At 72.1% G+C, this 25,925-nt stretch carries 20 protein-coding genes; 16 read left to right on the forward strand and 4 right to left on the reverse strand.

What is annotated here, in order from left to right; genetic code table 11:
• Positions 1-1,326, reverse strand: a complete 1,326-nt coding sequence (locus tag H1W00_RS08305) for an MFS transporter (RefSeq protein ID WP_181755274.1) — start codon at positions 1,324-1,326, stop codon at positions 1-3.
• 189 nt (positions 1,327-1,515) lie between these two features.
• Between H1W00_RS08305 and nirB the strand changes: the two genes are divergently transcribed.
• The 9 genes from nirB to holA all read left to right on the forward strand — a co-directional run bounded on the left by nirB (position 1,516) and on the right by holA (position 15,019).
• Positions 1,516-4,077: a nitrite reductase large subunit NirB gene (gene nirB / locus H1W00_RS08310; RefSeq protein WP_181755275.1), complete on the forward strand. Its 2,562-nt coding sequence runs from the start codon at positions 1,516-1,518 to the stop codon at positions 4,075-4,077.
• Positions 4,074-4,424, forward strand: coding sequence for a nitrite reductase small subunit NirD (nirD, locus tag H1W00_RS08315; protein ID WP_181755276.1), 351 nt, complete (start codon positions 4,074-4,076; stop codon positions 4,422-4,424). The genes nirB and nirD overlap by 4 nt, the downstream gene beginning before the upstream one ends.
• Entirely contained in the window at positions 4,421-5,548 is a 1,128-nt protein-coding gene (locus tag H1W00_RS08320) for a uroporphyrinogen-III synthase (protein WP_338072857.1), read from the forward strand. The genes nirD and H1W00_RS08320 overlap by 4 nt, the downstream gene beginning before the upstream one ends.
• Complete coding sequence (locus tag H1W00_RS08325) at positions 5,545-6,261, forward strand: sirohydrochlorin chelatase (protein WP_181755278.1); 717 nt, start codon at positions 5,545-5,547, stop codon at positions 6,259-6,261. Before H1W00_RS08320 ends, H1W00_RS08325 begins: the two co-directional genes overlap by 4 nt.
• A 2-nt stretch (positions 6,262-6,263) precedes the next feature.
• Positions 6,264-10,136, forward strand: coding sequence for a bifunctional nitrate reductase/sulfite reductase flavoprotein subunit alpha (locus H1W00_RS08330; protein WP_181755279.1), 3,873 nt, complete (start codon positions 6,264-6,266; stop codon positions 10,134-10,136).
• Between the two features lie 35 nt (positions 10,137-10,171).
• Complete coding sequence (locus tag H1W00_RS08335; RefSeq protein ID WP_181755280.1) at positions 10,172-11,014, forward strand: DegV family protein; 843 nt, start codon at positions 10,172-10,174, stop codon at positions 11,012-11,014.
• Between the two features lie 90 nt (positions 11,015-11,104).
• A complete protein-coding gene (locus H1W00_RS08340) occupies positions 11,105-11,830 on the forward strand; it encodes a helix-hairpin-helix domain-containing protein (RefSeq protein ID WP_181755281.1) in 726 nt (241 codons plus the stop codon).
• Positions 11,811-14,027: a ComEC/Rec2 family competence protein gene (locus H1W00_RS08345; protein ID WP_181755282.1), complete on the forward strand. Its 2,217-nt coding sequence runs from the start codon at positions 11,811-11,813 to the stop codon at positions 14,025-14,027. The genes H1W00_RS08340 and H1W00_RS08345 overlap by 20 nt, the downstream gene beginning before the upstream one ends.
• Before the next feature lie 14 nt (positions 14,028-14,041).
• Complete coding sequence (gene holA, locus H1W00_RS08350) at positions 14,042-15,019, forward strand: DNA polymerase III subunit delta (protein WP_181755283.1); 978 nt, start codon at positions 14,042-14,044, stop codon at positions 15,017-15,019.
• 50 nt (positions 15,020-15,069) lie between these two features.
• Here the strand turns inward: holA and rpsT are convergent, their stop codons facing one another.
• Complete coding sequence (gene rpsT / locus H1W00_RS08355) at positions 15,070-15,330, reverse strand: 30S ribosomal protein S20 (RefSeq protein ID WP_078698622.1); 261 nt, start codon at positions 15,328-15,330, stop codon at positions 15,070-15,072.
• 145 nt (positions 15,331-15,475) lie between these two features.
• Here rpsT and H1W00_RS08360 point away from each other — a divergent pair, with 145 nt between their 5' ends.
• The 7 genes from H1W00_RS08360 (at position 15,476) to H1W00_RS08390 (ending at position 24,618) form a co-directional block, all read left to right on the forward strand.
• A complete protein-coding gene (locus H1W00_RS08360; RefSeq protein ID WP_181755284.1) occupies positions 15,476-15,817 on the forward strand; it encodes a hypothetical protein in 342 nt (113 codons plus the stop codon).
• A gap of 46 nt (positions 15,818-15,863) precedes the next feature.
• Positions 15,864-17,723 (forward strand): translation elongation factor 4, encoded by a 1,860-nt coding sequence (gene lepA / locus H1W00_RS08365; protein ID WP_181755285.1) that lies wholly within the window; start codon positions 15,864-15,866, stop codon positions 17,721-17,723.
• A gap of 144 nt (positions 17,724-17,867) precedes the next feature.
• Positions 17,868-19,703 (forward strand): AMP-dependent synthetase/ligase, encoded by a 1,836-nt coding sequence (locus tag H1W00_RS08370; RefSeq protein ID WP_181755286.1) that lies wholly within the window; start codon positions 17,868-17,870, stop codon positions 19,701-19,703.
• 28 nt (positions 19,704-19,731) lie between these two features.
• Positions 19,732-20,847, forward strand: a complete 1,116-nt coding sequence (gene hemW, locus H1W00_RS08375) for a radical SAM family heme chaperone HemW (protein WP_181755287.1) — start codon at positions 19,732-19,734, stop codon at positions 20,845-20,847.
• Positions 20,848-20,887: 40 nt separating this feature from the next.
• The gene (locus H1W00_RS08380; protein ID WP_181755288.1) at positions 20,888-22,339 is read left to right on the forward strand and encodes a basic amino acid/polyamine antiporter; all 1,452 of its coding nucleotides are present in this window, start codon (positions 20,888-20,890) and stop codon (positions 22,337-22,339) included.
• Positions 22,340-22,361: 22 nt separating this feature from the next.
• Entirely contained in the window at positions 22,362-23,612 is a 1,251-nt protein-coding gene (locus H1W00_RS08385) for an arginine deiminase (RefSeq protein WP_181755289.1), read from the forward strand.
• On the forward strand, positions 23,605-24,618 hold the full coding sequence (locus H1W00_RS08390; RefSeq protein WP_181755290.1) for a lysylphosphatidylglycerol synthase domain-containing protein: 1,014 nt from the start codon (positions 23,605-23,607) through the stop codon (positions 24,616-24,618). The genes H1W00_RS08385 and H1W00_RS08390 overlap by 8 nt, the downstream gene beginning before the upstream one ends.
• On the opposite strand, the gene H1W00_RS08395 is transcribed toward H1W00_RS08390, so the two are convergent.
• Together H1W00_RS08395 and H1W00_RS08400 are read right to left on the reverse strand one after the other, a co-directional pair.
• Positions 24,605-25,438 carry a DUF3097 domain-containing protein gene (locus H1W00_RS08395; protein WP_181755291.1) on the reverse strand — a complete coding sequence of 278 codons (834 nt, stop codon included), beginning with the start codon at positions 25,436-25,438 and terminating at the stop codon, positions 24,605-24,607. The genes H1W00_RS08390 and H1W00_RS08395 overlap by 14 nt on opposite strands.
• On the reverse strand, positions 25,431-25,859 hold the full coding sequence (locus H1W00_RS08400; RefSeq protein ID WP_181755292.1) for a hypothetical protein: 429 nt from the start codon (positions 25,857-25,859) through the stop codon (positions 25,431-25,433). The genes H1W00_RS08395 and H1W00_RS08400 overlap by 8 nt, the downstream gene beginning before the upstream one ends.
• Between the last annotated feature and the right edge of the window lie 66 nt (positions 25,860-25,925).

Genomic DNA, 25,925 nt, shown 5'->3' on the forward strand with positions numbered 1-25,925 from the left:
TCAGACCCGCGCCGCAGCCGTCTCGGTGCCGGGCCGGGCGTAGACGCCCCAGGCCACGACCAGCATCACGGCGTACACCCCGGCGAAGGCCCACAGGCCGCCGGTGATGCCCAGCTCGGCGAACGTTCGGGGGACGAAGAACGAGCCCAGCGCACCGACGGCGCCCGCGATGCCGATGCAGCCGGCCGCCGCCCGGTGCGCGCGTGCCTTCGCGGCGTCGTCGTCGGCGCCGATGAGGAACGCGATCGGGATCATCCGGTAGACCGAGCCGTTGCCGATGCCCGCGGCGGCGAACAGCAGCAGGAACAGTCCCAGGAAGAGCCCGAAGCCGGCCTCCTCGACGGTGAGCACCAGACCGACGACGCCGACGCCCATGGCCAGGTACGAGCCCATCGTCACGCGGGTGCCGCCGAACCGGTCGGCCAGCGCACCGCCGAAGGGTCGGGTCAGGGCGCCGGTGGCCGCGCCGAGGAACGCCACCGCGATCGGCACGTCCGGGTGCATCGCCTTCATGAGCGTGGGGAACGTCAGCGAGAAGCCCAGGAACGAGCCGAACGTGCCGATGTACAGGAACGAGATCACCCAGGTGTGGTGGTTCTTCACGGCGAGCGCGTAGCTGCGCAGGTCCGACTTCGCGTTCGACAGGTTGTTCATGAGCACGAACGCCGCGAGCGCCGACAGGATCGCGGCGGGCACGAAGATCAGGCCGGCGCGCCCGAGCGCGATGCCCGCGCCCGACGTGATGATGAGCGGCACGACCAGCTGCACGATGCCGGTGCCGAGGTTGCCGCCGGCGGCGTTGATGCCGAGCGCCTTGCCCTTCTCGCGCTGCGGGTAGAAGAACGAGATGTTGACCATCGACGAGGCGAAGTTGCCGCCGCCGAGCCCCGCGAGCGACGCCACCAGGAGCATGACGCCGAACGAGGTCGTCGGGTCGCTGACGGCCCACGCCAGCCCGAGTGAGGGGATGAGCAGCAGCAGTGCCGAGATCACCGTCCAGTTCCGCCCGCCGAACACCGGGACCATGAAGGTGTAGAGCACGCGCATGGCCGCGCCGGTGAGTCCGGGCAGCGCGATCAGCCAGTAGAGCTGGTCGGTCGTGTAGGCGAAGCCGGCGGCGCCGAGGTTGGGCACCACCACGCTCCACACGCCGAGCATCATGAAGCCGAAGAACTCGGCGAAGACCGAGACGGCGAGGTTGCGGCGGGCGATCGCGCGTCCCTCGCCCTCCCACTGGTCGGTGTCCTCGGGGTTCCAGCCGTCGATCCAGCGGCCGGGGCGGTGGACGAGTGTCGAGGTCTGCAGGTCGGTCTTCACGGTGGTCATCAGGACTCCTGACGCGGGTCGGGTCGGACGCCACGACGCTAGGAACGCCGCATTTCACCCACGCGCTCCTTCGGGTAACCGGGCGGGAACGTTCTCCTCACAGGCCGTCCCGTCCGGGTGTGAGACCGATGTCATTGTTTGTTACATCCACATCTCGGGTCGGAAACCTGCGGCACCGAGGCTGGATGCATGACACGCAAGAGACTCATCGTCGTCGGCGCCGGCATGGTCGCGCGCCGCCTGGTCGAGGCACTCGTCGAGCGCGGCGCCACCGCGCAGTGGGACATCGACGTGTTCGGTGAGGAGAGCCGCCCGCCCTACGACCGCGTGGCGCTCACCTCCTTCTTCACGGTCGCCGACCCCGACGACCTGCTGCTCGGCGACCAGGCCCTGTGGCGCACGCCGGGCGTCCGCCTGCACCGACACGCCCAGGTCGGGGGCATCGACCGGGAGTCCCGCACGATCACGGTGCACGGTCGCGAGGAGCACTACGACGAGCTCGTGCTGGCCACCGGCTCGTACGCCGCGGTGCCGCCGATCGACGGTGCCGACCTGCCGGGCTGCTTCGTCTACCGCACGGTCGACGACGTCACCGAGCTGCGCACGTGGGTGCGTGACCGCGGCGAGCAGCTCGGTCACCCGGCTCGCGGCGTCGTCATCGGAGGCGGCCTGCTGGGCCTCGAGGCCGCCGGCGCGCTGCGCGAGCTGGGCGCGGACTGCACGGTCGTCGAGTTCGCCGACCGCCTCATGCCCGTCCAGCTCGACCTGGCCGGCGGACAGGCGCTGCGCCGCCTCATCGAGGGCCTCGGCGTCGAGGTGCGCACCTCCACCGCCACGAAGTCCGTGCGCACCGGCCGCGGCACCAAGAAGGTCGGCCGGATGACCTTCGCCGACGGCGAGACCATCCCGGCCGACGTCGTCGTCTTCGCCACCGGCGTGCGGCCCCGCGACGAGCTGGCCCGCGATGCGGGGCTGGAGGTGCACCCGCGCGGCGGCGTCATGGCCGACCCGGCCTGCCGCACCAGCGACGAGCACATCTGGGCCATCGGCGAGGTCGCCTGCATCGCCGACCGCGTCTGGGGCCTCGTGGGCCCGGGCTACACGATGGCCGAGGTCGTGGCCGACCGGCTGCTCGGCGGCTCGGCCGCCTTCACCGGCGCCGACCTGTCCACCAAGCTCAAGCTGATGGGCGTCGACGTCGCCAGCTTCGGCGACGCCTTCGCCGCGAAGGGCGGCAGCCTCGAGGTCGTCTACGCCGACCCGCTCGCCGGCGTCTACAAGAAGCTCGTGATGAGCGACGACGCCTCCACGCTGCTCGGCGGCATGCTCGTCGGCGACGCCTCGGCCTACACGAGCCTGCGCCCGATGGTCGACGCCGAGCTCGGCAGCGATCCCGCGGCCTGGCTCATGCCCGACGGCGTCGAGCCGCCCTCCACGGGCGCACTGCCCGACACGGCCACCGTCTGCTCCTGCAACAACGTGTCGGCCGGCTCGATCCGGTGCGCGATCAGCGGCGGTGAGTGCACCGACCTCGCCGGCGTGAAGGCGTGCACGAAGGCCGGCACCAGCTGCGGCTCGTGCGTGCCGCTGGTGAAGCAGATCGTCAACGCCGAGCTCGAGTCGCAGGGCATCGCCGTCAGCAACGCGCTGTGCGAGCACTTCGACCTGAGCCGCGCCGAGCTGTACGAGGTCGCCCGCATGACCGGCATCGGCTCCTTCAGCGAGCTGATCGCCAAGCACGGCCGCGGCCAGGGCTGCGACATCTGCCGCCCCGTCGCCGCCTCGATCCTGTCGACGCTGGGGCGCGGCCACGTGCTCGACCGCGAGAACGCGCGCCTGCAGGACACGAACGACCACGTCATGGCGAACCTGCAGAAGGACGGCACCTACTCGGTCGTGCCGCGCATCCCCGGCGGCGAGGTCACGCCCGAGGGGCTCATCGTCATCGGCCAGGTCGCCGCCGACTTCGGGCTCTACACGAAGATCACCGGCGGCCAGCGGATCGACCTCTTCGGCGCCCGCATCGACCAGCTGCCGGCGATCTGGAAGCGCCTCGTGGACGCGGGCTTCGAGTCGGGTCACGCGTACGGCAAGAGCCTGCGCACCGTGAAGTCGTGCGTCGGCCAGACCTGGTGCCGGTACGGCGTGCAGGACTCCGTCGGCCTGGCCGTCGAGCTCGAGCTGCGCTACCGCGGCCTGCGCTCGCCGCACAAGATCAAGCTCGGCGTCTCGGGCTGCGCCCGCGAGTGTGCCGAGGCCCGAGGCAAGGACGTCGGCGTGATCGCCACCGACAACGGCTGGAACATGTACGTCGGCGGCAACGGCGGCTTCACGCCCCGCCACGCGCAGCTCTTCGCGGAGGATCTCACCACCGAGGAGCTGATCCGGGCCATCGACCGATTCCTGCTCTACTACGTGCGCACGGCCGACCGGCTGCAGCGGACGGCGCCCTGGATCGAGTCGATCGAGGGAGGCATCGAGCACGTGCGCGACGTCGTCCTGCACGACTCGCTCGGCATCGGGGAGGAGCTGGACGCGCAGATGGCCGAGCACGTCGAGAACTACGCCGACGAGTGGGCGCAGACCCTGGCCGACCCGGAGAAGCTGGCCCAGTTCGGCTCCTTCGTCAACGCCCCGGACACCCCCGATCCCGACCTGTCCTACGTCGAGGAACGCGGGCAGCGCCGGCCCGCCGACCCCGTCGTGATCGCCGGCGGCACGCTGCCCGTGCGGACGGAGGCTGTTCAATGAGCGCCGCTGTGTCGGAGAGCGCATGGACCGCGGTGTGCACGATCGACCGCCTCTGGGTCGACCGCGGCGCGGCGGCGCTGGTCAACGGCGAGCAGGTGGCGCTCTTCCGCCTCGGCGACGGCGAGATCCTCGCGGTGGGCCACCGCGACCCGTTCACCGGCTCGAACGTCATCGCCCGCGGTCTCGTCGGGTCGCGGGGCGACGTGCCGACCGTCGCGTCGCCCCTGCACAAGCAGGTGTTCGACCTGCGCACCGGCGTCTGCCTCGACGACCCCGAGGTCTCGCTGGGCCACTGGGACGTGCGGGTGGTCGACGACGTCGTGTGGCTGAGACGGGGCGACGCGTGACCCCTCACGGGCCGGTGCTTGCCGGGACCCGCATCCTCGTCACGGCCCAGCGCCGCGCCACCGACCTGGCCAGCGCGTTGGTGCGCCGTGGCGCGCAGGTGCACATCGCCGCGACCCTCGGGGTCGAGGCGCACATCGACGAGGACACGCTCGTGCGGCGCACGCAGGAGCTCATCGCCGACCCGCCGGACGTCGTGGTCGTCACGACCGGCATCGGGTTCCGCAGCTGGCTGGAGACGGCCGAGTCGGTCGACCTGCTCGAGCCGCTGCTCGAGGTCCTGGCGGCGGCGCGGATCGTCGCGCGAGGGCCCAAGGCCCGGGGCGCCATCCAGGCCTCGGGACTCGTGGCGGACTGGGTCGCCGAGTCCGAGACGTCGCGCGAGATGGCCGAGTACCTCGTGGCCGAGGGCGTCGACGGGATGCGGATCGCGGTGCAGCACCACGGCGCCGGCGACGACGGGCTGGAGTCGGCGGTCACGGCGGCCGGCGCGTCCACGGTGCCCCTCGTGGTCTACCGCTGGGGCCCGCCGCCGGACCCCGAGGCCGTCGAGCGGTCGGTGCGCGACGCCGCGTGCGGCGGCTTCGACGCGATCGTCTTCACCTCCGCCCCCGGCGCGAGCGCCTGGCTGTCCGTCGTTCGCGACCTCGGCGAGCGCGCCGCCCTGCTGGAGCTGGCGCGCGAGGGGCGGCTCGTGCTCGCCGCCGTCGGGCCGGTCACGGCCGAGCCCCTCGTCGTCGCGGGCTTCGAGCCGCTCGTGCCCGATCGCGGGCGTCTCGGCGCCCTCGTGAGGTCGGTCGTCCTGCACTTCGGTGGCGACGACCTCGGCGTCGACGTCGCCACCGGCCGGCTGCGCCTGCACGCCACCGCTGCCACCCTCGACCACGCGGTGCTGCCGCTCCCGCCCGCCGGGCTGGCGGTCCTGCGGCTGCTGGCGTCCGACCCGGGCGCCGTCTTCACCCGCGACCAGGTGCTGTCGGTGCTGCCCCGCGCCACCGACGACCACCACGCCGCCGACGTCGCCGTCGGGCGCCTGCGGGAGGCCCTCGGCGACCGCAGCCTCGTCAAGACCGTGGTCAAGCGCGGCTACCGCCTCGAACCGCTCCACCGGGAGGACATCGCATGAGGTCCCTGTCGCAGCCCGTCCTGATCGCCTGCAGTCACGGCACCCGCTCGGCCCGCGGAGCGGCCGCGGTGGCCGCCCTCGTCGAGGCCGTGCGCACCGCGCTGCCCTCCGTGGAGGTGCTCGACACGTGGGTCGACGTCCAGGAGCCGGCCCTCCCCACGGTCGCCGAGTCGGTGGCTGACCGCGAGGCCGTCGTCGTGCCGCTGCTGCTCTCGGCCGGCTACCACGTGCACCACGACATCGCGGGCGTCGTCACCAGGCGTCCCGGCCACGTCGCTGCCGCGCCGCTGGGACCGCACGCGGCCATCACGCGGACGCTCGTGTCGCGCCTGCACGACGAGGGCCTGCGACCCGACGACACCGTGGTGCTGGGCGCCTCCGCGTCCAGCGATCCGCGGGCCCTGGCCGACCTCCGCGCGACGGCGGCCGAACTGTCGTTCCGGCTCGGCCGGCGCGTCGAGCTCGGCCACGTGGGCCACTGCGGCACGCCGCTGGCCGACGTCGTGCGCGGGGTGCGACGCCCGGGCCGGCGGGTGCTGGTCGCCAGCCACCTGCTCGCGCCCGGTCACTTCCACGACGCTCTCGGCCGGGCCGGGGCCGACGTCGTCACGGCCCCCCTGCTCGACGAGCGCCGGCCCGACGAGCGGCTGGTGTCCCTCGTGCTGGAGCGGTACGCCGCCGCCTGCGCCCACGACCTCGCGACCGCGGTGTGACGATGGTCGACACCGTCTGCGGCTACTGCGGCGTCGGGTGCGGTCTGACGCTCCAGGTCGAGCGACGGCACGACACCGTGCGGGTCACCGGTGCCGTGGGCACGGCGAGCCACCCCGCCAACGCCGGACGGCTCTGCACGAAGGGCGCCACCACCGCCGACCTGCTCGCCGCCCCGGGACGCATGGAGAAGGCCTCGGTGCGCTCCGACCGTGGGTCCGAGCGCGCGGAGGTCGGGATCGAGGCCGCACTCGACGAGGCCGCCACCCGGTTCCGTGCCGTGATCGACGAGCACGGACCCGACGCCGTGGCGCTCTACGTCTCGGGCCAGATGTCGCTGGAGGCTCAGTACCTCGCCACCAAGCTCGCCAAGGGCTACCTGCGCACCGTCAACATCGAGTCGAACTCTCGGCTGTGCATGGCCAGCGCTGGCACCGGCTACAAGCAGTCGCTGGGCGCCGACGGCCCGCCCGGCTCCTACGACGACTTCGACCACGCCGACCTGTTCCTGGTGATCGGCTCGAACATGGCCGACGCCCACCCGATCCTGTTCCTGCGGATGATGGAGCGGGTCAAGGCCGGTGCGCGCCTCGTCGTCGTCGATCCCCGGCGCACGGCGACCGCCGAGAAGGCCGACCTCTTCTGCCAGATCCGGCCCGGTACCGACCTGGCCTTCCTCAACGGGCTGCTGCACCTGCTGGTGGAGGCCGGTGCCGTCGACCGCGAGTTCGTCGACCGGCACACCCGCGGCTGGGACGACGTCGAGGCGATGCTGGCCGACTACGCGCCCGACACCGTCGCCGCCACGACCGGCATCGCCGCCGACGACCTGCGCACGGTCGCCGGCTGGATCGCCGAGGCGGGCGACTGGATGACCTGCTGGACCATGGGTCTCAACCAGTCCACGCACGGCACCTGGAACACCAACGCCATCTGCAACCTGCACCTGGCCACCGGCGCGATCTGCCGTCCGGGCTCAGGCCCCTTCTCGCTGACGGGCCAGCCGAACGCGATGGGCGGCCGCGAGATGGGCTACATGGGTCCCGGCCTGCCGGGGCAGCGCTCGGTGGTCTCGGCCGACGACCGTGCGTTCTGCGAGGACGTGTGGGACCTGGCACCGGGCACGATCCGCGACGAAATGGGACGCGGCACGATCGACCTCTTCGAGCAGATGGCGGCCGGCGACGTGCGGGCCGCGTGGATCATCTGCACCAACCCCGCGCACTCCGTGGCGAACCGGTCCACCGTCCTGGAGGGGCTCGCCGCCGCCGACCTCGTGGTGGTGCAGGACGCCTACGCCGAGAACGAGACGCTCACCCATGCCGACGTCGCGCTGCCGGCCGCGCTCTGGACCGAGGCCGAGGGCGTCATGGTGAACTCCGAGCGCAACCTCAGCCTGTGCCAGCCGGCCGGTCCACCGCCAGGCGACGCCCGCCCCGACTGGAGGCTCATCGCCGACATCGCGACGCGGCTCGGCTTCGGCGAGGCCTTCGCCTTCGACAGCGCCGAGGAGGTGTTCGAGGAGATCCGCGCGTTCGCCAACCCGGCCACCGGCTACGACCTGCGCGGAGCGACCTACGAGCGGCTGCGGGAGGGCCCGCTCCAGTGGCCGTGCCCGCCGGGCGGCGAGCGTCGTAATCCCGTTCGCTACGTCACGGACGGCGACATCTCGTTCCCGATGCCCGACGGGCGCGCCGTGTTCCACGCCCGGCCGCACCTGCCGCCGGCCGAGCTGCCCGACGACGACTTCCCCGTGGTGCTCAACACCGGTCGGCTGCCGCACCAGTGGCACACGATGACCAAGACCGGCAAGGTCCCGCGGCTCAACCGGCTCAACCCCGACCCCTTCGTCGAGGTCCATCCCGACGACGCGGCGGCCCTCGGCATCGGCGAGGGCTCGTTGGTGCGGATCGTCTCGCGGCGTGGTGAGGCGGTGCTGCCGGCCGTCGTCACCGATCGCGTGCTGCCCGGCACGTGCTTCGCGCCGATGCACTGGGGCGAGATGACGGGGGAGGGTCTGGCGGTCAACGCGGTCACGAACGACGCGGTCGACCCCGACTCGCTGCAACCGGAGTTCAAGGCCTGCGCGGTACGCCTGGAGCGCGCGCCGATCCGGCTGCCCGTCGCGCCCCCGGTCGGCGCGGAGCCGTCCGAGCTGGAGACGGCCTGGCTCGCCGGCTACCTCGCCGCCATGACGCACCGCGCGCCCACGCTGCCTCCGTCGGCGCCGGTCGCGCCGGAGGTGCGCGCGTGGTTCGCCGAGGTGCTCGTCGCCATCGCGCCGGAGGCGCAGGAAGCGTCCGCCGACGTCACGATCCTCACGGCGTCGCAGACGGGCCGGGTCGAGGACCACGCCCCCGAGCTGGTCCGACTCCTGTCCGGTCGGGGCGTCACCGCGGTCCACCGCTCGCTCGCCGGCATCCGCCCCGAGGACCTCACCGGCACGGTCCTGTTCGTCACGAGCACGACCGGCGACGGCGATCCGCCCACGGAGGCGGCGGCGTTCTGGCGCCTCCTCGCGGACGCGCCACGTCTCGCCGGGCTGCGCTACAGCGTGCTGGCCTTCGGCGACTCCACGTACGCCGACTTCTGCGGGTTCGGGCGCCGCCTCGACGAGCGCCTGGCCGACCTCGGTGCCGAGCGCCTCGCCGCACGCGTCGACTGCGAGCCGGCCTTCGACGCGCCGGCCTCGGACTGGCTCGACTCCGTCGGGCGGGCGCTGGGCGCCGTCGACACGATCACGGTCGCCGAGCCCGACACCCCGGCCTACGGGCGCAACCGGCCCTTGGCCACGCGGATGACGCGCAACGAGCTGCTGACCACTCCCGACTCGTCCAAGGAGGTGCGCCGGTTCGGCTTCCACCTCCCCGAGGGCACGCTCGAGTACGAGCCGGGCGACGCTCTCGCGGTGGCGCCACGCGTGGACCCGGCCTACGTGGACGCCTGGCTGACGCTCACCGGCCTGGACGGCGACGCCCTGCTGGAGTCCGACGGCGAGCCGGTGCGCCTCTCCGACGCGCTCGCCGAGCGGTACGACCCGGTCACGATCACGCCGGCCGTCGTGCGCCTGGTCATCGACCGCCATCGCGGCGCCGTGAGTGGCCTGCCCGATCCCGACGACCGGCTCGCGGTGCAGGAGTGGGCGTGGGGCCGGCAGATCGTGGACCTGCTGCACGACCACCCCACGCTGGCGCGCCTCGATCAGTGGCTCACCGTGCTCGGCCCGCTCACCCCACGGCAGTACTCGATCTCGTCCAGCCCGCTCGAGGACCCGCGCGAGGTGCAGGTGACCGTCTCGGTGGTCCGGCACCGCGTCCACGGCCTGTGGCGGCACGGCATCTGCTCGAGCCACCTCGCCGACCGGGCGGGGGAGCAGGACGTGAGCATCCACGTGCAGCGCCAGCGCCACTTCCGGCCACCGGGTGACCCGGGCGCCGCCGCGATCATGATCGGCCCGGGCACGGGCATCGCGCCGTTCCGCGGGTTCCTCCAGCATCGGGCGCTCGCCGGCGAGCCCGGTCCGAACTGGCTGTTCTTCGGCGACCGGAACGCGAGCTCGGACTTCCTCTACCGCGACGAGCTCGAGTCGCTGCGGCGCGACGGCGTGCTGACGCGGCTCGACACGGCGTTCTCGCGCGACCAGGACCGGCGGGTCTACGTCCAGGACCGGATGCGCGAGCAGGGCACTGAGCTGTGGCGCTGGCTCGACGAGGGCGCCCACCTCTACGTGTGCGGCGATCGCGTGCACATGGCCAAGGACGTCGAGGCCACGCTGCTGCACCTGGCCGAGCGCCACGGGGGCCTGTCCCGGGACGGTGCGCGCGACTGGCTCGCCGGGCTGGCCGAGGAGGGCCGCTACGCCAAGGACGTCTACTGACGACCGGCGCGACCCCGCTGGGTAGGGTTTCGGCCATGACCGTGGCCGTCGTGACCGACTCCACCGCGTCGTTGGATCCCGACGACGCGGCACGCGAGGGGATCACGGTCGTGCCCACCACGGTCATCATCGGCGCGCGGGTCTACACCGAGGGCGTCGACGTGACGTCCCAGATGATCGCCGACGCGCTCACCGAGTCCGTTCCGGTGAGCACCTCGCGGCCGTCGCCCGAGACGTTCCAGGCCGTCTACCGTGCCCTCGCGTCCACCGGCGTCGACGAGATCGTGTCGGTCCACATCAGCTCGAAGGTCTCCGGCACCGTCGACGCGGCCCGGCTCGCGGCCGACCGTGTCGACGTCCCCGTCCGTGTCGTCGACACGATGCAGGCGGGACTGGCCACCGGTTTCGCCGCGGGCGCCGCGGCCCGCGCGCGCGACGCCGGCGGCACCGCCGAGCAGGTGGAGGCCGCCGCGGTCGCCTCGGCCCGCTCGGCACGCGTCCTGCTCTACGTCGACACTCTCGAGTACCTGCGCCGCGGAGGCCGCATCGGCCGGGCCGCGGCGCTCATCGGGTCCGCGCTGGCGGTCAAGCCCATCCTCACCCTGGAGGACGGCGAGGTGACGCCCCTCGAGAAGGTCCGCACGTCGTCCAAGGCACTGGCCCGACTCGTCACGCTCGCCGTCGAGACGGTGGGCACCTACCCCGGGGACTACGACATCGGCGTGCTGCACCTGGCCAGCGAGCAGGTGGCGGTGGGGGTGGCCCACTCCCTCGCGCAGCGACTGGACCGCGCCGAGATCGGCGTGGACGAGGTGGGTGCCGACATCGGGGCCCACGTCGGACCCGGGATGATCGCGGTCACCGTCAGCGCTCGCTGACCGTCCACAGGACCACCGCCGCGGGACCGGCGGTCCACAGGACGTGCGCGGGTGGTTCCGCCGCCCGTGGGGCGTTCCTAGGGTCGCGACATGGCCCCCGTCCCGCCCGAGACCCGCGCCCAGGTCGCGCGGCAGCGCCTCGCCGAGCTGGCCGCGACCTTCGACGCCACGCTTCCCGATCCTGACCGGCCACCGCCCGGGCGACGTCGCAGGCCCGATCTCTCCCGACGCCTGCTGCGGCCCGGTCACGTGCGGTTCGCGGCCGTCGTGGGCGGCGCCGCGGCGGTCCTCGTCGTGTGGTGGCTGCTGGCGGGGCGGCCCCACGAGGTCACGGTTCCGGCGTCCTCGGGGGTGGAAGTCGCCGGCGCCGAGCCGTCCGCGGGCGCCACGGCGGGCACGCTCGTCGTCGACGTCGCGGGCCGCGTGCGGCGCCCCGGCATCGTCACGCTGCCGCCGGGGTCGCGCGTGCACGAGGCGATCGAGGCCGCGGGCGGGACCAAGGGCAAGGTCGACACGGCCTCCCTCAACCTTGCTCGCGTGCTCACCGACGGGGAGCAGGTGGTGGTCGGTGCCCCGGCTGCCGCGCCGGCCGGGGGAGCCTCGGGCCCGGCGGGGCCGGCGGACGCTGTCGTGAACCTCAACTCCGCGGACCTGGTGGCCCTGGACTCGCTGCCCGGCGTCGGACCGGTGACGGCCGAGTCGATCGTCGCGTGGCGCGAGGAGAACGGTCCGTTCCGCTCCGTCGACGACCTCTTGGACGTCAAGGGGATCGGCGAGGCGACCCTGGCTGACCTGCGTGACCGGGTCTCGGTCTGACCTGCGCGTCGTCCCGGCTGCTCTCGCGGCCTGGGCGACCGCAGCAGCTCTGACCCGGGCCCCGGTCCCTGTGTCGCTCGTCGTGGCCGTGGTCGCCGTGGCGGTGCTCGCCTGGGGGTGGCGCCGGCCCTCGCTGGCCTTCCCTGCGGCGGTCCTCGTGGTGGTCGCGGCCACGTGCGGATGGCGCGTGGCGGCCGTCGAGTCCTCGCCGGTGACCCAGCTGGCCGAGCGCGGGGCGACGGTGCGGGCGGAGGTGCACGTCCGCGAGGACGGGCGCGTGTTCGCAGGTGCCGGCCGCGCGGGGACGGTGGTGCCGGTGACCGTGCGCGTCGTGGAGTCGCGCGGCCGGACCTGGCGCGTCCGCGTCCGGGCGACGGCCTTCGTGGAGGGCTCCGAGCGCTTCGTCACCGGGACGCGGCTGACGGTCCGTGCCGGGCTCCAGCCGTCGGACGACAGCGACGAGGCGGCCGTACTGAGGGTGCACGACTGGCTCCCGGTGGGCGCCGGTCCGTGGTGGTGGCGGTGGAGCGAGGTCGTGCGCGACGGCGTCCGTGACGGTGTCGACCACCGGGACGACCAGGCGGCGGCGCTGGTGCCCGCGCTCGTCGCGGGGGACGAGTCGGGCCTCTCCGACCGCACGCGTGAGGAGTTCGCGACCACGGGCCTGACCCACCTGCTCGCGGTGTCCGGCGCGAACCTGACGATCGTGCTCGGCATCGTGCTCCTGGGCCTGCGCGCTGTCGGGGCGTCGCGTCGCGTCGTCCTCGTGGCCGGCGTGCTGACCGTCGTGGCGTTCGTGGTCGTCGCGCGACCCGAGCCCAGCGTCCAGCGCGCGGCGGTGATGGGCTCGGTCGCCCTCGCCGGGCTCCTCGTCGGCAGCCGCGGTGCCGGACTGCGAGCCCTGGCGTGGTCGGTCGTGGCGCTGGTGGTGCTGGACCCGTGGCTGGCCACCCGGCCCGGCTTCGTCCTCTCGGTCTCGGCCACGGCGGGCATCATCGCGCCCACGCCGGTGCTGACCCGCCGGCTGCACTGGCTCCCGCTGCCCGTCGCCACCGCCGTGGCGGTGCCGATCGCGGCCCACCTCGCGTGCCTCCCGGTCGCCACGTCGCTGAGCGGCGAGATCTCGATGGTGGCCGTCTTCGCGAACATCGTCGTCGCGCCCGCGGTCGCGCCGGCCACGGTTGCCGGCCTCGCGGCCGGCCTGGTCGATCTCGTGGCGCCCGCCCTCGCCCCGGTGCCCGGCACGGTCGCCTGGGCGGCGGCCTCGGTGATCGTCCGGGTGGCCCGTCTCGGTGCCTCCGCACCGGGCGCCGCGATCACGTGGCCCTGGCCGTGGTGGACGCTGATCCCCGTCACGCCGATGGTCGGGTGGGGCGTGTGGTGGCTGCTGCGCCGCCCTGCGCTCGCGGTCGGCATGACCCTGGGGCTGCTGGTCGCGATCGTGCGCACGCCGACACCCGGCTGGCCGCCGCGCGACGTGGTGGTCGTGGCGTGCGACGTCGGGCAGGGCGACGGGTTCGTCGTCCCCACGGCACCGGGTGAGGCGATCGTGATCGACGTCGGCCAGGAGCCCGGCCCCATCCACCGCTGCCTGACCGAGCTCGAGATCGACCGCATCGCCCTGCTGCTGTTCACCCACGGCGACGCCGACCACGTCGACGGCTGGCGTGGGGCGGTGCGCGGCCGTGAGGTCGCCGTGCTCGCCGACGGCCCGTCCGGCGGTCCCTCGGTGCCCGCCGCGCGTCGGATCCGGCTGCTCGCGGGCCAGCACGTGAAGGTGGGTGACGTCGGCCTCGAGGTGCTCTGGCCGCGGGCCGACACCGGCCGTGTGACGCCCGAGGCGCGCAACGACGCGAGCGTGGTGGTGCGGGCCACCGTGCGCGGACACCGGATCCTGTTCACCGGTGACTTGGGGGAGGAGGCCCAGCGTGGCCTCGGCCGGCTCAACGCCGACCTGTCCGCCGACGTCCTCAAGGTGGCGCACCATGGCAGCGCAGACCGCTGGGAGGGACTGCTCGAACGGGTCGGTCCGTCGGTCGCGCTGGTCGGCGTCGGGGCGGACAACCCGCACGGGCACCCGACCTCCGCGGTGCTCGACGACCTCGCGCGTCAGCGGGTCGCGGTGTGGCGCACCGACACCTCCGGCACGATCGCCGTCCTCGATCGCGACGGGCGCCTCGTCGTGTCGGCCCGGTGACCTATTCTCGGGACGTGGCGAACCCGTTCGGCAAGATCCTGCTGGTCACCGGCAACTCCGAGTTCCTCTCCGACCGCGCCAAGCGCCAGGCCGTGGCCCAGGTCCGCGAAGCCGCTCCCGAGGCCGAGATCGCCGAGACGGCCGCCTCGGCCCTGGCTCCCGGCGAGTTCACGGCCCTCACCAGCGCCTCGCTGTTCAGCCAGGCCACCGCGGTGGTCCTCACGGATCTGCAGGATCTCGGCGAGCAGGTCGCCGGAGAGCTGCTCCAGTACGCCGCGTCGCCGTCCGACGACACCGCCGTCGTGCTCGTGCACGGCGGGGGAGCCAAGGGCAAGGGCCTGCTCGACAAGCTGCGCAAGACCGCAGCCGTCTCCGAGGTCGCCCAGCAGGCGCCGAAGTACGAGCGCGACCTCATCGCGTGGGTGCGTCAGGAGGCCCGCACGCAGGGGCGCGCCATCGACGACGAGGGCGCCGCCCTGCTCGTCGCGGCCGTCGGCTCCGACCTGCGGTCGCTCGCGGCCGCCGTCGACCAGCTCGTCACCACCCTGGCCGAGGGCGAGCGGCTCGACGCGACGGTGGTCGGCCGCTACTTCGGCGGCCGGGCCGAGGTCCGCGGCTACGAGATCGCCGATGCCGCCCTCGACGGCCGGCTCGACCTTGCGCTCGAGCGGGCGCGGTGGGCCGAGTCCGCCAAGGTCGCCCCGCTGCTGATCACCGCCGCGCTCGCCTCGGGGCTGCGCCAGCTGGCCCGGGTCGCCACCGCCGATCCCGGCCTGCGCGACGCCGACCTGGCGCGCGAGGTGGGCGCACCGCCGTTCAAGATCCGCTCGCTGCGCCAGAGCGCCCGCGGCTGGAGCGAGGCCTCGCTGCGCCAGGCGCTCGACGCCGTCGCCCACGCCGACCTGCAAGTCAAGGGCGGCTCCGCCGAGCCCGGCCACGCCGTCGAGCGGATGATCATCGACATCGCCGTGGCTCGCGCCCGCACGTCGTAGGCAACGCGAAAACGCCCCGCACCATCAGGTGCGGGGCGTTGTCGTGAAGATCAGAGCGAGGCGGCCTTCTTGGCGATCGCGGACTTGCGGTTCGCGGCCTGGTTCTTGTGGATGACACCCTTGGAAGCAGCCTTGTCGAGCTTCTTCGCGGTGTCGGCGGCGAGGGTCTTGGCCTCGTCGGTGTTGCCGGCCTCGACGGCCTCCTGGAAGCGGCGAACGGCGGTCTTCAGCGCGGAGCGCACGGACTTGTTGCGCTCGCGCGCGGCCTCGTTCTGCCGGTTGCGCTTGATCTGCGACTTGATGTTCGCCACGGCAAACCTTTTCTTTCGTCGTTCCGGTGATGAGAAGTCTTGGTCGCGTCCGAGCCCGTCGTACGGTGGGCTGGACACGCAATCGTCAATGCTACCAGCGGGAGCACCCGGTCCTCAAATCCGCTCCGTCTCGTACGCTCGGGTCGTGCAGCTCTTCTACGACATCCTCGTCTGGGTCCACATCGCGTGCTGGGTCGCGGCCCTCGTCCTGTGGGCCATGTCGCTCCGCGCCCCGCGGGTCCCCAAGGGCATGGCGCACGCCGTCGCCACGGCCCTGGTGATCGGCATCGTGCTCACCGGGATCGGCTCGGCCAGCGAGACCGTGCACGACCCGAACAACGCCAAGGTCGGCGTCAAGCTCGTCATCGCGGCGGTCGCCACGGCGCTCGCGTTCATGAAGCAGAAGCTGCCCGCCCCGAACCCCTGGGGCCACGTCGTCGCAGCCCTGGTCGTGGTCAACGTCGTCATCGCATACGCCTGGCGATGATCGCTGGTCACGACCTGTGCCCGGGTCGTGGACAATGGACCTCACCATGACGCGCTCCACTCCTGCCCCCACCGTGGGGTCGACTCCGCCCGAACTGCTGCGGAACTTCTGCATCATCGCGCACATCGACCACGGCAAGTCGACCCTCGCCGACCGGATGCTCCAGCTCACCGGCGTCGTCGACGCGCGCGCCGCCCGCGCGCAGTACCTCGACCGGATGGACATCGAGCGCGAGCGTGGCATCACGATCAAGAGCCAGGCCGTGCGGATGCCGTTCACCAAGTCCGACGGTGACGACGACGGCACGACCTACATCCTCAACATGATCGACACCCCCGGGCACGTGGACTTCACGTACGAGGTGAGCCGGTCCCTGGAGGCGTGCGAGGGCGCGATCCTGCTGGTCGACGCCGCTCAGGGCATCGAGGCCCAGACGCTGGCGAACCTCTACCTGGCGATGGACGCGGACCTGCACATCATTCCCGTGCTCAACAAGATCGACCTGCCCGGCGCGCAGCCGGAGAAGTACGCCGCGGAGATCGCCGGGATCATCGGTGGCGAGCCCGACGACGTGCTGCGCGTCTCGGCCAAGACGGGCCAGGGCGTCGAGGCGCTGCTCAACCTCATCGTCGACGAGGTGCCGCCGCCCCAGGGCGACCCCGACGGGCCGCCGCGCGCGCTGATCTTCGACTCCGTCTACGACACGTACCGCGGCGTCGTCACCTACGTCCGGGTGATCGACGGCAAGCTCAGCCACCGCGACCGGATCAAGATGATGTCCACCGGCGCGGTGCACGAGATGCTCGAGGTCGGCGTCATCAGCCCCGAGCCCGTGAAGGCCGACCACCTCGGCGTCGGCGAGGTCGGCTACCTCATCACCGGGGTGAAGGAGGTTCGCCAGAGCCGCGTGGGCGACACGGTGACCTCGGCCACCAAGCCCGCCGCCGAGCCGCTGGGCGGCTACCAGCACCCGAACCCGATGGTGTTCTCCGGCCTGTACCCGATCGACGGCGACGACTTCGCCACCTTGCGCGACGCGCTGGAGAAGCTCCAGCTCAACGACGCCGCGCTCGTCTACGAGCCCGAGTCCTCCGGCGCGCTCGGCTTCGGCTTCCGCATCGGCTTCCTGGGTCTGCTGCACCTCGAGATCGTGCGCGAGCGGCTCGAGCGCGAGTTCAACCTCGACCTCATCTCGACCGCGCCGAACGTCGTCTACCGGGTGAAGCTCGAGGACGGCAGCGAGCACACCGTCACGAACCCGAGCGAGTACCCGAACGCCGGCAAGATCTCCGAGGTCTACGAGCCCATCGTGTCCGCCACGATCCTCGCGCCGTCGGACTACATCGGCACGATCATGGAGCTGTGCCAGGCGCGGCGCGGCCAGCTCGGCGGCATGGACTACCTCTCCGACGACCGCGTCGAGATCCGCTACACGCTGCCCATGGGCGAGATCATGTTCGACTTCTTCGACGCGCTGAAGTCGCGCACGAAGGGCTACGCCTCGCTCAACTACGAGCTGTCCGGCGAGCAGGCCGCCGACCTCGTGAAGGTCGACATCCTGCTCCAGGGCGAGCCCGTTGACGCCTTCAGCGCGATCGTGCACCGCGACAGCGCGTACTCGTACGGCGTCGCCCTGGCCGGCAAGCTCAAGGAGCTCATCCCGCGCCAGCAGTTCGAGGTGCCGATCCAGGCCGCCATCGGCGCGCGGATCATCGCCCGCGAGAACATCCGCGCGATCCGCAAGGACGTGCTCGCCAAGTGTTACGGCGGCGACATCAGCCGCAAGCGCAAGCTGCTGGAGAAGCAGAAGGAGGGCAAGAAGCGCATGAAGATGGTCGGCCGCGTCGAGGTCCCCCAGGAGGCGTTCATCGCCGCGCTCTCCACCGGCGACACCAAGCAGAGCTGAGCCGCTCGCCCGCCGCTCCGCTGCCCGCACAGGGTGGGCGGTGCCGCGCCCGGGGTGATTTCGTGACTGAGCGGTAACGGGGCCCTCCGCACGTATAGGGTGACCTGCATCACACGCTTGCCGTCCGTCCCCGGGAGAACTCCAATGGCTGTTTCCGAAGCCGACCAGCTCTTGATCGTCCAGAACCGCGCTCGCAACGTCGGCGAGCTGTTCTTCGGCCGCGTCGAGGCCTCCGGGCCTCGCGAGGCGTTCCGCTACCCCGATGCCGACGAGAGCTGGCACTCGCTGACCTGGAACCAGGCCGGTGAGCAGGTCTCGAAGCTCGCGGCGGGCCTCGTCGCGCTGGGCATCGAGCCCGAGGAGCGGGTCGCGATCGCGTCCGGCACCCGCATCGAGTGGATCCTGGCCGACCTGGCGATCAACTCCGCCGGCGCGGCGACCACCACGGTCTACCCGAGCACCGTCACTCCTGACGTCGTCTACATCCTGTCCGACTCCGACAGTCGCGTCGTGTTCGCCGAGGACGACGCCCAGGTCGCGAAGCTGCGCGACGGCCGATCCGAGCTGCCGCAGGTCATGAAGGTCGTCGCCTTCGAGGGCGAGACCGACGGCGACTGGGTGATTTCGCTCGACGACCTCCTCGCCCAGGGCGAGAAGTACCTCGCCGACCACCCGGGCGTCGTGCAGGAGCGCATCGCCGCGACCGGACCCGAGTCGCTGGCCACCCTGATCTACACGTCAGGCACCACCGGACGACCCAAGGGCGTCCGCCTCGTCCACGACTGCTGGACCTACGAGGGTGCCGCCGTCGCCGCGCCGGGCCTGCTCACGATCGACGACCTTGAGTACCGCTGGCTGCCCATGGCGCACTCGTTCGGCAAGGTGCTGCTCACGACGCAGCTCGCCGTCGGGTTCCCGTGCGCGGTCGACGGCCGCGTGCCGAAGATCGTGGAGAACCTCGCCGTCGTGAGGCCCACCTTCATGGGCGCCGCGCCGCGCATCTTCGAGAAGGCCTACGGCCGCATCGTCGGCATGATGGAGGAGGAGGGCGGCGCCAAGCTCAAGCTCTTCCACTGGGCCGAGCGCGTCGGCCTGCAGAAGTCGCGCCTCGAGCGGGCCGGCAAGCCCGTGCCGCTGCCGCTCAAGGCGCAGCACGCCCTCGCCGACAAGCTGGTCTTCTCCAAGGTCCGCGACCGCTTCGGCGGCCGGGTCCGCTTCTTCATCTCCGGGGCCGCGGCGCTGTCCACCGACATCGCCGAGTGGTTCCACGCCGCGGGCATCCTGGTGCTCGAGGGCTACGGCCTCACCGAGACCTCGGCGGGTGCCGTGGTCGGTCACCCCGACGACTACCGCATCGGCACCGTCGGCCGCCCCTTCCCGGGCACCGAGGTCAAGATCGCGACCGACGGCGAGATCCTCATCAAGGGCCCCGGCGTCATGCGTGGCTACCACAACCTGGACTCCGAGTCCGCCTCCGCGCTGGTCGACGACGGCTGGCTCGCCACGGGCGACATCGGCGAGTTCGACGCCGACGGCTACCTGCGGATCACCGACCGCAAGAAGGACCTGTTCAAGACGTCGGGCGGCAAGTACGTCGCGCCGTCGCACATCGAGGGCGCGTTCAAGGCGGTCTGCCCGCTGGCCAGCCAGATGGTGGTCCACGGCAACGACCGCAAGTTCTGCTCGGCGCTCATCACGCTCGACCCCGACGCGGTCGACGCCTGGGCCGCGAACCACGGCATGGAGGGCAAGTCCTACCAGGAGATCGTCTCGTCGCCGGGGATCCAGCAGCAGATCGCGCAGGACATCGAGGAGCTCAACGCCAAGCTCAACCCGTGGGAGACGATCAAGAAGTGGGCCGTGCTGGACCACGACCTCTCGATCGAGTCCGGTGAGATCACGCCGAGCATGAAGGTGAAGCGGCGCGTCGTGGAGGACCGCTACTCCGACGTCCTCGACGGCTTCTACGCCGGGGCCTGACCGCGGGGCCGCCCCGTACGCTGGGGACGTGGCGTTCGGCATCTACCTGCACGTGCCGTTCTGCTCCGTGCGGTGCGGCTACTGCGACTTCAACACGTACACCGCCGACGAGCTCGGCGGGCCGGACGTCGTGGGCGCCTCCCGGTCGACCTACATCGAGGCCGCGCTGAGCGAGCTGGCCCTCGTGCCCGAGCGCACCGTGGACACGGTGTTCGTGGGCGGCGGCACGCCGTCGCAGGTGGCCGCGGGCGACCTCGTGCGCTTCCTGCGCTCCGTCGACGACCGCCTCGGGCTCGCACCGGGCGCCGAGGTCACCACCGAGGCCAACCCCGACAGCGTCTCGCCGCAGTCGTTGGCCGAGCTGCGCGAGGGCGGGTTCACCCGGATCTCCTTCGGCATGCAGTCGGCCGTGCGGCACGTGCTCTCGGTGCTCGACCGCACCCACGATCCCGAGCGCGTCCCGCAGGCCGTGGCGTGGGCTCGCGAGGCCGGCTTCGAGCAGGTCAGCCTCGACCTGATCTACGGCACGCCGTCGGAGTCGATGGACGACTGGCGCCACACGGTCGAGTCGGCGCTGGAGATGGAGCCCGACCACATCAGCGCCTACGCCCTGATCGTCGAGGCGGGCACCGCGTTCGCGCGCAAGGTGCGCCGCGGCGAGGTGGTCATGCCCGACGACGACGAGACCGCCGACAAGTACCTGCTCGCCGACGACCTGCTCGAGGCCGCCGGCCTGAGCTGGTACGAGCTGTCGAACTGGGCTCGCGACGAGGCGGCGCAGTGTCGTCACAACGTGGGCTACTGGAACGGCGGCGAGTGGTGGGGCGTCGGCCCGGGCGCCCACTCCTTCGTCGACGGCGAGCGCTGGTGGAACGTCAAGCACCCCGCCGCCTACGCCCAGCGCCTCGCCGCGGGGGAGTCGCCGCGCGCCGACGGCGAGCGGCCCGATGCGCAGGCCCGCCACCTCGAGGACGTGATGCTGCGCATCCGGCTGGCCGAGGGGATCGAGCCGGCGCTGCTCGGCGACGTCGACCCCTTCATCGAGGCGGGCTGGCTCGAGCCGCTCGGCGATCGCGTCGTGCTCACTCGTTCGGGTCGGTTGATGGCCGACCGCGTGGTCCTGGAGGCCGTCGGCGGCGAGTGAGGCCTGTTCGGCAGACGTCGCACTGCGCTACGTTCAGCGAATGGGGGACACGGAGGTCACCACCGCCCAGGGCGGGTCGACCGGCAAGGTCAGCCGACCGGTCCTCACGGCCATGGTCATCGGGTCCATGGTCGGCGCTGGAGTCTTCGGGCTCCCGGCGCGCTTCGGCACGGCCACCGGGGTCGCCGGTGCGCTGATCGCATGGACCGTCGCCGGCACCGGCATGCTCATGCTCGCCTTCTGCTTCCAGACCCTCGCGATCCGCAAGCCCGAGCTGAACTCCGGCGTGTTCATCTACGCCAAGGCGGGCTTCGGGGACTACGCCGGCTTCAACTCCGCCGTGGGCTTCTGGGCCAGCACGATGGCGGGCAACGCGTTCTACTGGATCTTCATCACGGCGACGATCGGCTTCTTCTTCCCCGAGTTCGGGGAGGGCGACACGCTGCTGGCCGTGGCGGTGTCGACCATCGGCGTGTGGGTGTTCCACTACCTCATCGCCCGGGGCGTGCGTGACGCGGCGGTCATCAACCGGATCGTCACGATCTGCAAGGTCATCCCGATCCTGACGTTCATCGTCGTGCTGGGCTTCCAGTTCGACGCAGGCGTCTTCAGCGACAACTTCTTCGCCTACGACGATCTGGGCACCCTCACCGAGCAGGTCAAGAACACGATGATCATCACGACGTTCGTGTTCATCGGGATCGAGGGCGCCAGCGTCTACTCCCGCTACGCCCAGCGACGCGAGGACGTCGGCCGCGCGACGGTGCTGGGGTTCCTCAGCGTCCTCGCGATCTTCTCGCTCGTGACCATGGTCTCCTACGGCGCCTTCAGCCAGGCAGAGATCGTGGGGACCCCTCAGCCGTCGATGATCGGGCTGTTCGAGCAGGCCGTCGGCCCGTGGGGCAAGTGGTTCATCAGCATCGGCGTCATCGTGTCGGTTCTCGGTGCCTACCTGGCGTGGACGCTGATGGCGGCGGAGGTCGTGTTCATCCCGGCCCGCAGCGACGACATGCCCAGGTTCCTCGGTCGGGAGAACGCTGCGGGCACCCCCATCGCCGCGCTGGTCGCGACGTCGATCGGCGTTCAGGTGCTGCTGGCCCTGACGCTGTTCATCGAGGACTCGTTGGACTTCATGCTGGACCTCACCACGAGTCTCGCGCTCGTGCCCTACCTGCTGGCGGCGGCGTACGCGCTGAAGCTCGCACTGAGCGGCGAGACGTACGAGGCAGAGGACTCCGCCGAGCGGCGCAAGCACCTGGTGTTCGCCGCCGTCGCCTCCGCGTACGCGATCTTCCTGTTCATCGCGGCGGGGCTGGAGTTCCTGCTGCTCTCGTGCCTGGTCTACGCGCCCGCCGCGGTGCTGTTCGTCGTCGCGCGCCGCGAGCGCCGCCTGCGGGTGTTCACCCCGGCCGAGCTGGCGCTGTTCGTGGTCATCGCCATCGGTGCGGTGGTCGCCCTCTACCAACTGCTCACCGGCGGGATCACCGTGTGATCCCACGTCCCGAAGGAGTCTCATGACGCAGCCCTCCGACGCCTACGGCGTCCACTCCGAGGTCGGCCGCCTCCGCAAGGTGCTCGTCTGCGCGCCCGGACTGGCGCACGAGCGGCTGACGCCGTCGAACTGCGACGACCTGCTGTTCGACGACGTCCTGTGGGTGCAGAACGCCCAGCGCGACCACGAGGACTTCGTGGACAAGATGCGTGAGCGCGAGATCGACGTGGTCGAGCTGCACGACGTGCTCTCCGCGACGATGGCCGACCGCACCGCGCGAGCCTGGCTGCTCGACCGCAAGATCGTGGCGAACGAGGTCGGGATCGGCCTCGTGGAGGAGACCCGCGGCTACCTCGACGAGCTGCCGGCCGACGAGCTGACGAAGTTCCTCATCGGCGGCCTGTCCACCCGCGACCTCCCGCGCGACCTGGCCCCGGGCTACCGCGCCCTCGTCCGCGAGGCGCACGGCGGTCACGAGTACCTCATGCCTCCGCTGCCGAACACGCTGTACACGCGCGACACGACGTGCTGGGTGCACGGCGGTCTGACGCTGAACCCGCTGTACTGGGCCGCCCGCAAGGACGAGACGCTCCTGATGAAGGCCATCTACGAGTTCCACCCCGACTTCGCCGGGTCGAAGGTCTGGTGGGGCGACCCCGAGGAGAACTGGGGGACCGCCACGGTCGAGGGCGGCGACGTCCTGGTTCCGGGCAACGGCGTCGTGCTGGTCGGGATGAGCGAGCGCTCGTCGCGCCAGGGCATCACCCAGCTGGCGAAGGCCCTGTTCGACCAGGGCGCGGCCGAGAAGGTCATCGTCGCCGGCATGCCGAAGCTGCGCGCCGCCATGCACCTCGACACCGTCTTCACGTTCGCCGACCGCGACGTCGTCACGATCTACCCCGAGATCGTCAACACGATCCACGCGTTCACGATCCTGCCCGGCGAGGGACTGCCCGGCATCGAGGTCATCGACCACGAGGACGCGCTCTTCGTCGACGTCGTCGCCGAGGCCCTCGGGGTGGAGAAGTTCCAGATCGTCGAGACCGGCGGCAGCGAGTACGACACCGAGCGCCAGCAGTGGGACAGCGGCAACAACCTCGTCGCGCTGGAGCCGGGCGTCGTCATCGCCTACGACCGCAACACCCACACGAACTCGCTGTTGCGCAAGGCCGGCATCGAGGTGATCGAGATCGTCGGAGCCGAGCTCGGCCGCGGCCGCGGGGGCGGGCACTGCATGACGTGCCCGATCATCCGCGACCCGCTCGATGCCTGAGGAGTCAGGAGCGCGCCGACGCTGGGTGCGGCTCGGCCTGGTCGCGGTCCTGCTGACGGTCATCGTCGTGGTGATCCGCGGGCTGCTGGGCGACATCGACTGGGAGCAGGTCCGCACCGCGATCGCCAAGCTCGCGCCGTGGCAGTTCGCCGTCCTCGTGATCGGGCTGCTGGTGCGTCAGTTCCTCAATGCCCTGCCGCTCGCCCTCTTCATCCCGGGGTGTCCGCCGATCAGGGCCATGCAGAACGACCAGGCGGCCATCCTGATGACCACGGTCGCCCCGCCGCCCTCCGACGTCGTGCTGCGGCTGGCGATGTTCGGGTCCTGGGGGATCCCGGCGCCGGCGGGCCTGGCCGGCACCGTCATGAACACCGTGACGTTCTACGTGGTGCGATTCGGCGCGCCGCTGCTGGGGATCGCGCTGATGCTCGCTCTCGGCACGTTCTACCTCGGCGAGTTCGTCCCCGCCGTCCTGAGCGGTTCGGTGAGTGCCGCACTCCTGGCCGTCGTGTGGCTGGCGTTCCGCGGCGAGGCGTTCACGGTGGGTTTCGCCCGCCGGCTGGGACGGTTCGTCGGACGGATGCGCCACGGGGTCGACCCCGAGGCGTGGGCTGCCTGGGCGGCGGACTTCCGCGGGCGCGTCGTCGACCGCGTCCCGTGGGCACTGCCGCGCTCGGTGCTCGCCCTCGTGGCGATGGTCGTCGTCGATGCGACGCTGATCGTCGCGTCGCTGCGGTTCGTCGGGGTCACCGCGTCGGAGGTTCCCGCCATCGAGGTGCTCGTGGCCTTCCTCGTCGCCTACCCGCTGACGCTGTTCCCCTTCTCGGGGCTGGGCATCCTCGACGCGGTCGTCGTCGCGACCCTGCTGGCGATCGAGGCCGGCGCGGACGAGGCCGAGCTCGTGGCGGGCTTCGTGATCTGGCGCACCATCACGATCGCGGGGCCGCTGGTGCTGGGGCTGCTCTCCGTGGGGCTGTGGAAGCTGCAGCTGCTCAGGGCGAGGTGACGAAGTCGATGAGCTCCTCGACCCGGCCCAGGAACGCGGGCTCGAGGTCGGTCCAGGAGTCGACCCGGCCGAGGATCGCCTTCCAGGCCCGCGCGATGTCGGCCTGGTCGTCGTGCGGCCAGCCGAGGTGGGCGCAGATGCCGCGCTTCCACTCGATGCTCCGCGGGATCGTCGGCCAGGCGTCCATGCCGAGCCGCTGCGGCTTGATCGACTGCCAGACGTCGACGTAGGGGTGCCCGACCACGAGCAGGTGCGGCACGTGCGCGACCTCGTCGGCGAGACGCTGCTCCTTCGAGCCGGGCACCAGGTGGTCGACGAGCACGCCGAGCCGGCGCTTCGGACCGGGGGAGAAGTCGCGGACGATCGCCGCCAGGTCGTCGATGCCGTTGAGGTACTCCACGGCCACGCCCTCGGCGCGCAGGTCGTCGCCCCAGACCTTCTCGACGAGCTCGGCGTCGTGGCGGCCCTCGACGTAGATCCGGCTGGGCAGCGCGACCTTCGCCCGGGTGTCGGCGGCGATCCGCGAGCCCGAGGCGGTGCGGGTGGGCGCGGCCTTCCCCTTCGGCGTGGGGGCGACCAGCACGACCGGCTTGCCCTCCAGGAGGAAGCCGGGGCCGAGCGGGAAGACCTTGCGTCGCAGGCGCCGGTCCTCGAGCTGGACCGTGCCGAGGTCGCGCTCGACGCGCATGATCTCGCCGACGAAGCCCGTGGAGGCCTCCTCCACGACGAGGCCGGTGTCGGCGGCCACCTCGGTGGAGCGGCCGCGGGCGGGCCGGCGCCAGTCGCCGGAGAGGACGTCGGAGCCGTAGCGGTCAGCCATGGCCGAACCACACTCCCAGGAGTCGCTGGTGGAAGTCCTCGACGTCGTCCTTGGTGCCGCTGTCGAGGGTGTCGTGCACGATCAGCCCGATCGCCAGGTCGACCGCCGCGGGCCAGCTCTCGGGCACGGTGGCGGGGATCTCGTCGGTGACGAGTGCGCCCAGCGCGACGTCGGGGGAGTGGCCGGGCCGGGTGACCACCATGACCAGCTCGCCGCCCTCGGGGCCGTGGCCGAGGTGGCTGACCTCGACGAAGGCCTCGCCCACGGCACTCGCCCAGACCGCGGCCATCGTCCCGCCGCGCGACTCGTGCGCGACGGTGGTCCCGTCGGGGGCCGTCACGGCGTAGGCGGTGTACACGAGCACCTGGCCGCCGTCGGCGACCTCGATCGCGCCGTCGGGGCGTACGGAGACCTCACTCACCCCGACAGGTTGCCATGCCGCCCGGCGGCCTCCGCGCAGGCGCACCGCCCTCGACGACCTCGGTAG

The organism is Aeromicrobium phoceense (assembly GCF_013868155.1).
Classification (GTDB): Bacteria; Actinomycetota; Actinomycetes; order Propionibacteriales; family Nocardioidaceae; genus Aeromicrobium; species Aeromicrobium phoceense.

Coding starts and splice junctions, on each gene's coding strand:
- H1W00_RS08385 (WP_181755289.1), top strand. CDS start 22,362: ATGACGCAGCCCTCCGACGCCTACGGCGTCCACTCCGAGGTCGGCCGC.
- H1W00_RS08380 (WP_181755288.1), top strand. CDS start 20,888: ATGGGGGACACGGAGGTCACCACCGCCCAGGGCGGGTCGACCGGCAAG.
- H1W00_RS08305 (WP_181755274.1), bottom strand. CDS start 1,326: ATGACCACCGTGAAGACCGACCTGCAGACCTCGACACTCGTCCACCGC.
- nirD (WP_181755276.1), top strand. CDS start 4,074: ATGAGCGCCGCTGTGTCGGAGAGCGCATGGACCGCGGTGTGCACGATC.
- H1W00_RS08335 (WP_181755280.1), top strand. CDS start 10,172: ATGACCGTGGCCGTCGTGACCGACTCCACCGCGTCGTTGGATCCCGAC.
- nirB (WP_181755275.1), top strand. CDS start 1,516: ATGACACGCAAGAGACTCATCGTCGTCGGCGCCGGCATGGTCGCGCGC.
- H1W00_RS08390 (WP_181755290.1), top strand. CDS start 23,605: ATGCCTGAGGAGTCAGGAGCGCGCCGACGCTGGGTGCGGCTCGGCCTG.
- lepA (WP_181755285.1), top strand. CDS start 15,864: ATGACGCGCTCCACTCCTGCCCCCACCGTGGGGTCGACTCCGCCCGAA.
- H1W00_RS08325 (WP_181755278.1), top strand. CDS start 5,545: ATGAGGTCCCTGTCGCAGCCCGTCCTGATCGCCTGCAGTCACGGCACC.
- H1W00_RS08330 (WP_181755279.1), top strand. CDS start 6,264: ATGGTCGACACCGTCTGCGGCTACTGCGGCGTCGGGTGCGGTCTGACG.
- H1W00_RS08370 (WP_181755286.1), top strand. CDS start 17,868: ATGGCTGTTTCCGAAGCCGACCAGCTCTTGATCGTCCAGAACCGCGCT.
- H1W00_RS08340 (WP_181755281.1), top strand. CDS start 11,105: ATGGCCCCCGTCCCGCCCGAGACCCGCGCCCAGGTCGCGCGGCAGCGC.
- H1W00_RS08395 (WP_181755291.1), bottom strand. CDS start 25,438: ATGGCTGACCGCTACGGCTCCGACGTCCTCTCCGGCGACTGGCGCCGG.